Source organism: Clostridium sp. D5 (assembly GCF_000190355.1).
In the GTDB taxonomy this organism is placed as follows: domain Bacteria; phylum Bacillota; class Clostridia; order Lachnospirales; family Lachnospiraceae; genus Faecalicatena; species Faecalicatena fissicatena_A.
In genome coordinates this window covers 49,739-60,734 of record NZ_GL870822.1, presented here as the reverse complement: position 1 = coordinate 60,734, position 10,996 = coordinate 49,739, and the positions used below count along the sequence as shown (strand labels likewise).

The window sequence follows — 10,996 nt, the reverse complement described above, 5'->3', positions numbered from 1 at the left end:
CAAAAAGAAAACTGGGTAATAATTGACTCTATCAAAGGAGCAGAAGCCAGTGCTGTGATATACAGCATTTCGGAAACTGCCAAACTGAATAATCTGAGTACTTACAATTATTTTTGCTATCTGCTTACAGAATTGCCAAAACTTGCAGACAAGGATGGAACTATAGACAAAAACGCATTGGCATCTTTGATGCCGTGGTCAACCAATCTGCCGGAAAAATGCCGGATACCACGCCGCTGAAAAGCGGCGTTGGTTTAGGTTGGGGCGGATGGTTTGACGTTTACTGTAGTAATGGCAGTTTGCCGAATAAAAATCCCCTCACATCAGAGGCCCTATTTGAAAAGATAATGGTTCATGAGAATAAGCGTAAAGATCTTCAGACATGTACCTAAAGTAAATAGAGTTGCTATAAATAAACTTTTTATAGAAACACATATCTTAGAAGTTTTAAGTAGTTAAAACCTTTCACCCTAACTGCCTGGGCGATGTATTTAAAATTTAGCAATTCAATATCTTTATATCGACAGGAACAGGATTAAAAACAACTAGGGAGCTATTTTTGAGTATTGTAACTCTAGCAAATCAAATAATCTTCCGTTCATATGAGTATATAGAACCACTGTATGATTACTTACCTTGCCAGCTACTATTAAAAACATACCTAATAAGCATTGCAATGATTATTAGGTATACAGTCTATAAAGTTAGTAAAGACAGCAAACTCTATATAAACTGCAATATCACTCAAAAAAGTATCACTATCAATAATGATAATAAAATGTACTAATACTTTCTAATAAGTTTTATTTGCCTAAGTTTAATTGTACATCAGTACATAATTTTTAATATTTCTTTATAGGCTTTATACAATTTCTTTTTATTGATTACTATATATCCTATATATAATACAGAATAAATAAGACAACTTTGTAATGTATCTAAATACCAACCAGATACAGAAAAAGCAACACATAATATAATAAGTCCCAACGTATTACATTGCTTTTTCAAAACTTTACATAAATAAACATCCGCTATTATAAACCTCAGCATATATACTATATGAATCGAAACAAAAGAAAATATTAAATTTTTTAATATAATTGTTGACAATATTGTTAAAGCAACACTAACTAAAAGTGATATACCATTTATAAATGCAAGTTCTTTTTCTTTTCTTAATGACTTCATATATGTATTTATTAACATTGAGACAAAACATTCATAAACACACATGGGAAATATTAAAACCATATATTGTAAACTAATCTCATACTGTGGTAACCAACTTTTGATCACGATTTGCATCGGATAATATAAAATTAAAAAACCTGAAAAGACAACTGCAAAAATTAATTTCAGTCTTTCATATAATTCTGGTAAAATTTGAGAAGGCATTCTTTTCAACACAGGAAAAATCACAATTCCAATTGCATTAATAAATACAAGTATAAAATTAGAAACGTTAATTGCTAATGAAACTTTCCCATAAACTTCTATGTCCCATTGGTATTCAATCCCAATTCTTATTACCCCTATCAAAAGAAGAGTTGCTACATTTGCTAACATTAATTTAGATCCTGCTCTTAAATTAAGGCTTAACTCATATAACGCATTTTTCAAAGATATAAATTTCCCAAAAAGCATATCTTTACAAACTAAACACGTATACAAAAATGCGAACAGTTTACCAATAATATCAGACAAAATTATTGTTCTAAAATTGAGTTCTTTCAAATATATAAATAAGAATAGCATTAAACAATAAATTATTTTCTCGATAACTAACATTTTTCCATATGCACCAATTTTATTTGTTGCCTGTAATACCATTTGAAAAAATGTTCTTGGAAGGACAATAACAGCAGCGATCGCCAACATAAAAAAGACATACTTCTTTTCCGGTATATTAACATTTATACAAAAAGAAAATGTAATACACACTACAATTAATATTTCTAATAGAAAGGATAACCAATATTGACTTAAAAACAGTGATTTATTTAATTCTTTATAAGACTTCCCACCATATCTTAAATAAATACCATCTGGGATACCTAAATGTAAAAAACCTATATAATTAGCATAAAAAATATATAGTTGACTATATCCATATTCTTCTACACTTATAAATTTAGGTATTACAAGCATTGTAATTACTGATACAACCATAGTAATTCCATTGGCTGAAAAAGCATAAATTAAATTACACAATATTTTTCTAACTTTATCATTCATACGCGTCTATCAATCACCTTTACTTTTAAATATACATAACCTATCATTTGAATATAGTTCCTCACAATCGATTAACTCAGTATTTAGTGCCGTACTCTCATCACTAACAATTAGTTTTCTCGCATCTGTACAAATTGAATTAATCTCATCCTTATCAATATATTCCATTTTTACTTTAGGTAAATATTGTTGTATAAAACCACCATAATAATGCATCGTATAGTAATCAATCCCGCCTCTTACTATTGCTATTTCATATTCCACATTTTCTGTAGCTATAACATTCTCTATTTGCTTTCCGATTTGATATGTCTGCCTTTTTATATCATCAAAATCTGTCCATTGTGTTTTTATATTTATTCCCCTTAAAACACTTAATACAATAATTAAAATAATAACTGTATTTTTCATCCACATTTTTTTACTGGAAAAAACAGAATAAATAACAACAAAAATCAATATCATAACCAACAAGGATATATAAATATATAGTTTGTTCTCCTTATAAAATGTTGCTAAAACTGGAGAAGCTATTTCTATAAATTCATCATTTAGTACCCAACTTAGTGCCTTATTAACTATCGGGCAACATAATAACATAATTATAAAATAATTAAATACCCTTAACTTTTTAAATTTAATTTTAGTTAATTCACACAAAGCTATGGCCATAATCGGTCCAAGCATATACTCAATATATCTTGTATAAATAACACTATCTTTTCTTGTCGGATATAACGCAAATAAAGCAGATATACCTGTTGCACAAATTAGTGTCACAAATAAAGCAATATAAAGAATATCCTTATTATTAATTTCTACAAATTTATTTTTTATTAATTCATATAATCTTTTCAAACAAACTTCTACAAAAAATAAAGGCATAAAAAAATAAGAAACAGTAACAGCAAACACTTTACTGATAAGGCTAAATATAAAGTTAACTATACCATCTAAACTCTTTAGCTCCCAAATTACACCTAATACCCCCGCATAGTCATTACCATTTGCGACATTATCGCTATTCCAAATAGCATTTTTTAATATTTCTTTTACTTCCGTTTGCATTACTAAACCAATAACAATGCTTATAACAACTGCTATTAATACACTTTTCCTTGTTTTCTTAACTATGCCTAAAAACACAATCATTATAAGCATCGCAACAACCAATGCCAAAGATCTTTGGTGTAATAAATGTGAAAATGAAATTATACTTCCTAATATGATTCCTTTTAAAATAGATGGTCCTTTTATAAAATATATAAAAAATGCAAATGTCAGACATATGCTAAAAAACAAAACATTTTCTGCCATTGCATACCCTGCCATTATAAAAGTATAAACATTAATTGTAGCTATGAATGATATCACGCTTCTTAATGTCCAACTAATATCTGAAAAAATTTCTTTAAGTATGTAATTTATCAGCAAAAAAGAACCCATTAAACTTAGAATATTGATTGCATATACTCCATAATAAATGTTAACACCATTATTGAATAATATAAATAATGGTGTTAATAACAGACTATATCCATAAGAATAATACGGCACATTCGATAAAATTGATTTCCAATTATAACCCGCAAAATAAGCGGCATTTCCTAAATATCCAAATTCATCATTAATAACTGTTGGAAAATTAATTTTATCAAAGCTAAACACTGCGCATACTATAATAAGTAGACATTCTATACATAAAATTATACTTTTTTTGTTTACAAATTTTACCTTCATTTTTCTTTCACTCTCGTATTTATGGATATTGTGGAAACTCATCATTCTCCTCTAAAGCCGATTTTATTGCATCTAACATTTTATAGCCATTTTTCTCATCAGGTTCTAAATACCCGCCTTCTCCCCACTCATTCCACGCAAACATAAATATTATATCTTTTCGATAAACTCTCTTTGCATTTTGTATCTGTCTTGACAAATAATATTTAAATTTTTCTGGTGTAACGCCTCTAAAAACAGAGGCTAATTTTTTATATCTTGGTGTATTATCCCAATCAACAAAGGCACCTGGTATCATTTTATCATCTCTTGGTTTCATGTCCAATATGTTTTTCCATGCCTTATCATAATCAAAAATTATAGTTGATAGTTTTGTTTGTTTGATCTTTAGCTTATTTACTATCAAATTTAGTGTTTTATGAATTATCAAAGACAACGTTTTCTTCTGTTCTTCCATTGCATAATTAGGCTGGTATTCTATGCCATAATCAAACATTTCACCGGCTAAGTCTGTTTGATGGTTGTAGTATCTATGTTGATAAGCATAACTAATTCCTTTTAACCCATTAACTCTTGCCATTTCATCCCAGTATAATAACAATTCCTTTAGACACGGTATTAATTCCGGTCTATAAATAACTAATAAAGGTTTACCATTACACTGAATATAACGTTCATCTTGAAAAAATTTCAAAAAATATTCAAAATGTTTTTTCCAATCTTCTTTGTTTTCATAATTCTGTGATATTAATATTTCTTTACTTCTTTTTGCCCAAGCCTTTGTCCAATTTTCGTTTGCCCAACATATACAAAACGGCAATTTAATATTCTTATTTTTTAACATTTTTTCCATTGGCTGTTCCATAAGCATTTTGCCATTAAACCAATAATGGTAATAGCAAAAACCGTATATCCCGTATTTTTGTGCCAGTTCTGCCTGCCATTCTAAAGTTTTATCGTTCAACAAATTATAATAATTTTTATCCAATGGTATTCGAGGCTGGTAATGGTTCTTAAATAAAGGCTTTGCTGTTTGTACATTTTTCCATTCAGTAAATCCTTTCCCCCACCACTCATCATTCTCCGGAAAACAATGGAATTGAGGTAAATAGAATGCAATTATTTTCATAATGGTCTGTCTCTACTCCTATCTGTTTTTATATTTAGCTACTTCTTTAGATCATCAACTACAAAGTTGAACAAATCGCTGTTATTAGCTCTTCAAAGCGCTTTTTTATTGGTCACCCTAATAGGTGGCTTCTATCAGTAACTACAAACAGTTCTTCTTGATTCATCTTTTATATATCTACTTACATTTTTATATGCTTCAAAAATTTCGATGAAAAATCCACTTGTCCCAGAGGCTTTTTCTTATTTATTCTGTAATCATAAATATCCCCAAAAGCGGTTTTACTATTTATGACTTCTTCTATTCGCCATAGCATTGCAAAGGGACAAAGGTTGTCATTTAATATTGGACTAATATCTTAAAATTAGTACATACCATATCATAGATTTTACCTATTATACGTATTAGATCGATATTAATACAAGCAATAAGAGCTAATACCCTACTACTTAGCTTCGCCTTTTTATTTATAAAAATCTCTTTTCTATATCTTTTAATAATACTCTTCAATTCGTTTACCTGATCGCAATGCTCACCATATGGGATATATCGTAAAATTTGTACTGCACTAATAAATAATCTATTATTGGCTGCTGAAATCAAGTTAGGTTTAAATTGCTTTACATATTTAAGTATTTCTTTTGATATTACTATCAAATCCCACTTTTTAGGATTGTATTTTGAATGTTGGCAACTCCCATTTCTTTGCCAATAAAAATATCCCACTTTATCTGTATATCCTACTCTAGTAGCTCTTGCATACCATCTATAAACTGTTCCTAAATCTTCGAATAATTTTCCCTCTGGAAATACTTCGGTTTTAACAATTTCATTTTTTATAATTTTAAAACATGGACCAGATGTTAATATTTTTCTGTATAACATTAATTCTAATGCCGCTTCACCTGTCAAAACTTTTACATCATTTATTTTTCCCATTAAAGAGTTATGTTCCTTTAAATCTTTTTCACTTACTTTCTTATAATTACATACCATGATATCTAAGTCATATGTTTCCAAAGTTTCAACCAAATTTTCCACATAATCTAATACTATGTCATCATCCGAGTCAACAAATACAATATACTCTCCCCTAGCTATTTGAATACCAGTATTTCTTGCCTTGGCCGCTCCCCCATTACTGATATGAATAACTTTAACTCTTTCATGCAAACTAGCATAATTATCACATATATTCACGGAAGCATCTTGGGATCCATCATCTACTAGCACTATTTCAATATTTTTATATGTTTGTTTTAATAAAGAAAAGATAATTCTTTCTAAATATTTTTCTGCGTTAAAGACAGGAACTATAACACTCACTAGTTTACTCTTCCCCATAAATCACCTCTATAAAATTTGTCTTCTTATTAAACATTACCCTCTAATTCACAGCTTAATCCCCTATATTATAATATCTTTTTAAAAACAGCGCCGTTTTTAAAATGCCTTCTTCTAAAGACATCATTTTTTCTACTTTACATACATTCTTATATTTCTCTATATTAAGAATGTTTATTGGAGCATCTACGCTTCTTGAAGCAGTATATTGAATATTCACCCTTAAATTTAAAACAGAGCTTATGCTTTTAATCAGGTCATTAATACTTACACCATTACCCGTTCCAAGATTATATGTTTTTATATCGCTCTTTGAATTAGCTATATTAATTATGCCTGTGATTGCATCCTCAATGTATATATAATCCCTTATTATTGAACCATCTCCATAAATTGTTATAGGTTCCTTTTTAAGAGCTTTATATATAAAATTAGTTACAACACCTTGAGCTCCACTAGGCAATTGAAAGGGACCATAGGGATTTGACAGTCTTATTACACGGTAATCTAAATCCGAAGTATAATCATACAAATACAATAACTTCTCTATTGTTATTTTTTGTAATCCATAAGAATTTATTGGAAAAGTAGGTGTTTCTTCTGTTAATGGTATGTCCTTTGAATTACCATATACTGTACCTCCTGATGACAAGAATATCACTTGTTTTACATTATTCCTTACACACGCTTCTAGTAAATTATTAGTCATAACTACATTATCTATAAATTCTTTTGAAATATCTTTATTTGACGTTGAAGGATTAGTAGAAGAGATTAAATGGTATACTACGTCTTGATTATTAACCAACAAATCAAATTCACTATCCACATCCAATTGATTTGCTACAAATTTCACATATTTCCGTTGTACTATGCCTAACTGGTTTTTTATATTTTTTAAATAGTCCTGTTCTTTATCCACTACAGTTAAATTTACTGTTTCCGTCTCTAACAAACGATATGCTAAATTTGTTCCTATAAATCCGCCTGCACCTAGTATTGTAATATTTTTCATCTATTTCACCTATCCAATAATATTCATAAGAACATCTTTATATTTTTTCCCAATTTCAGCATAGTCAAAACTTTCAGCTGTCAAACGTGCATTTCTGGCAAAGTTTATACGCTGTTTTTCATTACTTAATAAATCTTTAATTTTTGTACTTAATTCCGAAACATCTTTCTCTTCAACTAAATATCCGTTAATTCCATCTTCCACTATATCTGCGATCCCCCCTGAATCACTTGCTATCACCGGAAGTTCAGAAGCCATGGCCTCAATAATTGCTGTAGGTACTCCTTCTTTATCCCCATCTTTTGCAGTAATAGAAGGAACTACAAATATATCAGAAGATGCATAAATAGTTCTTAGTTCTTCCTTTGTTTTAGCACCCAGAAAGCGAATATTCGCATTAACTGATTGAGCTAATGCTTCTAATTTTTCTTTTAATGGCCCATCACCTACTATGATTAAATCTGCGCTAATACTTTCCATAGCTTTAATTAAATATTCACATCCTTTTTTTTCTGCTAACCTCCCAACAAACAATACAACTTTTCTTTCTGCATTACCGAAATAATTCTCAATTCTATTTTTTCTACCATACTGTTCTATTTCACATCCCATAGTTATCACATTAACTTTGGCCTCAGGACAAATCTGAAGGATCTGGCTTTTCAAGGAATTAGAAACTGCTATAATTGCTTTTGCATTTCTCAAACATTTTTTCTTCCGCTTGAGAATCCAGCCCCTATTCATGGATGTTACATCGCCGCCCAATCCAGTAATAATATATGGTTTAGTAAAACCACACTGTACTAACCCCTGAGGAATAAGCCAATTTGCATGAACTAAATCAGCATATGGTAAGATCTTTTTCAAACATCTCCTCATTCCCCAAAATAAAAATGGTACTAAAAGCACCCTGATTTTTTTTTCTTTTATTCGTGGAACAATGGCACCTGGATAGCAAAGAGTTTCCCACGAGTGAATCGGAAAATAATGGTAACGTATAACCTTTACCCCTTCTAACACTTCCCTATCTTTTGCTCCTGGACTAGCTGGGACCAAAACAGTAACATCAAAATATTTATTTAATTCTTTACATACATCCAAAATAAATCGTGGCTCCGTATCTTCTTTCCACCGTGGAAAAGTCGACGCCGTAACTAATAGGCTAGTTTTATTCATTGCTATTCTTCCTCATCAATACTTGTTTTCTGTTCTTCATGACCACAACCATAATCCATTTTGCGTAGTTCAAATTGAATTTCTTCCAGCAATTTTCTATTTGCAGATATAACGTCTCCCAATAATCCAATAACTTCGCATAAAACTGCTATTATGATAAGCATACTCGCCAGTATTAAAGATTGTATATGTCCGGATCCAGTGCCTAAACACAAATAAACCAAAAAGCGAATTCCTAAGGCTACCCCTGCGGCTCCAAATATCGCGGCAATACAAGTAAAGCAATACAATGGCTTATACATCATCAATGCCCGACCAATAGTCAGCATAGATTTCTTTACATATCCAAACATACTACTGAACAATCTTGATGGTCTTAGTTCAGCATTCGTCCGAATCGGAACTGACGTCACTGCCATCTTCTGTCTACCAGCCTGTACAATTGTTTCCAAAGTATATGTATACTCATTGATAACATTCAGCCTCATAGCAGTATGTCGGCTATATGCCCTAAATCCACTCGGTGCATCTGGTATGTCGGTTTTGGATGCCTTTCTAACAACCCAACTGCCTAAATGTTGCAACTTCTTCTTAAGTGGCGAAAAATGAGCTGTATCATCAATAGGTCTTTCCCCCACTACCATCCCTGCCTCACCACGCAAAATCGGCTGAATTAGTTTTTCAATATCTGCCCCACAATACTGGTTATCTGCATCTGTATTGACAATAATATCTGCACCGTTCCTTAAACATGCATCGAGACCTGCCATGAATCCTCTGGCAAGTCCCTTATTATTCCTGAAATTAACGACATAATTTACGCCCCAGTTCTTAGCAACTTCAACGGTATTATCTTTACTCCCGTCATTAATAATCAAATATTCTATTACATCAACGCCATCTATATGTTTTGGCAGGTCATTCAATGCAACCTCTAATGTTGCCGCTTCGTTATAACATGGAATCTGAATAATTAGTTTCATAGCTTTTCCCTCGTGTTTCATTTATTTTTTAAGTAATTCCTGATTCACAGCACTTCTGCCTATTGAATCATAAACGACTTTCGTATTCTTCATCTGGTCTAATGTATAGCAGTTTCTTCCGTCCAGCACAATCGCCTTATTCATCAGTTCTCCATATTTCTGTACATCAAACTGTTTTACTTCATCCCATTCAGTCAATATCAGGCATAGATCCGCACCTGTAATAGCTTCTTCTATACTATTGCAGTATTTAATCTTTTCCGGAAAACATTTTTTGAAATTCTCCATACCAACTGGATCCCATATTCGCACATGTGCACCGTCTTCCAATAGCAATGGAACATTTACCAAAGATGCCGCTTCCCTCAGATCATCTGTTCCTGGTTTAAATGTACATCCCAAAACAGCAACATTCAAAAACAAAAAATCATCGTAGTACTTTCTTGCCTTTTTAATCAGTTTAAACTTCTGATTTTCATTCACCTCTATAGCAGCACGAATTGTCCTTATTTCATTATCATTAAAATTCGCCAACCAATTCAAAGCCTTCGTGTCTTTTGGGAAACAGGAACCACCATAGCCAATACCAGAACTCAAGAACTTATTACCTATCCTGACATCGTATCCCATTCCATCTGTTACTTCTTCTATGTCTGCTCCAACAATTTCACACAGATTTGCAATCTCATTGACATATGATATCTTTAAAGCCAGGAAATCATTAGACGCATACTTTATCATCTCCGCACTTCGTCTCTTTACAACAAGCTTAGGCGCTTCAAATCCCTCATATACGTTCTTTAATATTTCCCCCGGCACTTTATCTTCTACACCAATCACTATTCTGGACGCATACAAAGTATCCCGTACAGCAGTCCCCTGTGAGAGAAATTCCGGATTAGATGCTACATAAATCTTTACATCATTTTTCTGCTTATCATGAATATAAGCTTCAATCTTGTCATTTGTTCCAATAGGCACAGTTGATTTAACAACAACTACACAATCCAGCTCCACACTTTCCGCAATCTGCTTTGCTACTTTATATACATAGGAAAGATTCGCTGATCCATCTTGCTTTTCTGGAGTGCCTACCCCTATAAAAATCACTTCCGCATCTCGGTATGCCTCTTGATAATCTGTCGTAAATGTAAGATTTTTTATACTTTGCATCATCAATTCCGACAGCCCTGGTTCATAAATAGGAGAGATTCCCTTTTGCATTGTCTCTACCTTGTCTTTATTAATATCTACACACGTAACATCATGACCCTTACTAGCCAGACATACCCCTGTAACAAGACCTACATACCCGGTACCAGCAACTGCTATCCTCATTTCAACTTCCCCATTCTTCATCTGTTTTTTGCA

At 31.7% G+C, this 10,996-nt stretch carries 9 protein-coding genes; 1 reads left to right on the top strand and 8 read right to left on the bottom strand.

Features of this window, described 5'->3' with window-relative positions; all coding sequences use genetic code 11:
* A partial coding sequence (locus HMPREF0240_RS21855) for a transposase domain-containing protein (RefSeq protein ID WP_009005578.1) occupies window positions 1-240 on the top strand: 240 nt, incomplete at its 5' end.
* 588 nt (window positions 241-828) lie between these two features.
* Here the strand turns inward: HMPREF0240_RS21855 and HMPREF0240_RS21850 are convergent.
* The 8 genes from HMPREF0240_RS21850 to HMPREF0240_RS21815 all read right to left on the bottom strand — a co-directional run bounded on the left by HMPREF0240_RS21850 (window position 829) and on the right by HMPREF0240_RS21815 (window position 10,963).
* Complete coding sequence (locus HMPREF0240_RS21850) at window positions 829-2,238, bottom strand: putative membrane protein (RefSeq protein ID WP_009005577.1); 1,410 nt, start codon at window positions 2,236-2,238, stop codon at window positions 829-831.
* 9 nt (window positions 2,239-2,247) lie between these two features.
* The gene (locus HMPREF0240_RS21845; protein WP_148486405.1) at window positions 2,248-3,978 is read right to left on the bottom strand and encodes a hypothetical protein; all 1,731 of its coding nucleotides are present in this window, start codon (window positions 3,976-3,978) and stop codon (window positions 2,248-2,250) included.
* A 19-nt stretch (window positions 3,979-3,997) separates the two neighbouring features.
* On the bottom strand, window positions 3,998-5,107 hold the full coding sequence (locus HMPREF0240_RS21840) for a glycoside hydrolase family 99-like domain-containing protein (RefSeq protein ID WP_009005575.1): 1,110 nt from the start codon (window positions 5,105-5,107) through the stop codon (window positions 3,998-4,000).
* 339 nt (window positions 5,108-5,446) lie between these two features.
* A complete protein-coding gene (locus tag HMPREF0240_RS21835) occupies window positions 5,447-6,451 on the bottom strand; it encodes a glycosyltransferase (protein WP_009005574.1) in 1,005 nt (334 codons plus the stop codon).
* A 55-nt stretch (window positions 6,452-6,506) separates the two neighbouring features.
* Window positions 6,507-7,466 carry an NAD-dependent epimerase/dehydratase family protein gene (locus tag HMPREF0240_RS21830; protein WP_009005573.1) on the bottom strand — a complete coding sequence of 320 codons (960 nt, stop codon included), beginning with the start codon at window positions 7,464-7,466 and terminating at the stop codon, window positions 6,507-6,509.
* Between the two features lie 9 nt (window positions 7,467-7,475).
* Window positions 7,476-8,642, bottom strand: coding sequence for a glycosyltransferase family 4 protein (locus HMPREF0240_RS21825; protein WP_009005572.1), 1,167 nt, complete (start codon window positions 8,640-8,642; stop codon window positions 7,476-7,478).
* 2 nt (window positions 8,643-8,644) lie between these two features.
* Entirely contained in the window at window positions 8,645-9,625 is a 981-nt protein-coding gene (locus HMPREF0240_RS21820; RefSeq protein WP_009005571.1) for a glycosyltransferase family 2 protein, read from the bottom strand.
* 21 nt (window positions 9,626-9,646) lie between these two features.
* On the bottom strand, window positions 9,647-10,963 hold the full coding sequence (locus tag HMPREF0240_RS21815) for a UDP-glucose/GDP-mannose dehydrogenase family protein (RefSeq protein WP_009005570.1): 1,317 nt from the start codon (window positions 10,961-10,963) through the stop codon (window positions 9,647-9,649).
* Window positions 10,964-10,996: the final 33 nt, after the last annotated feature.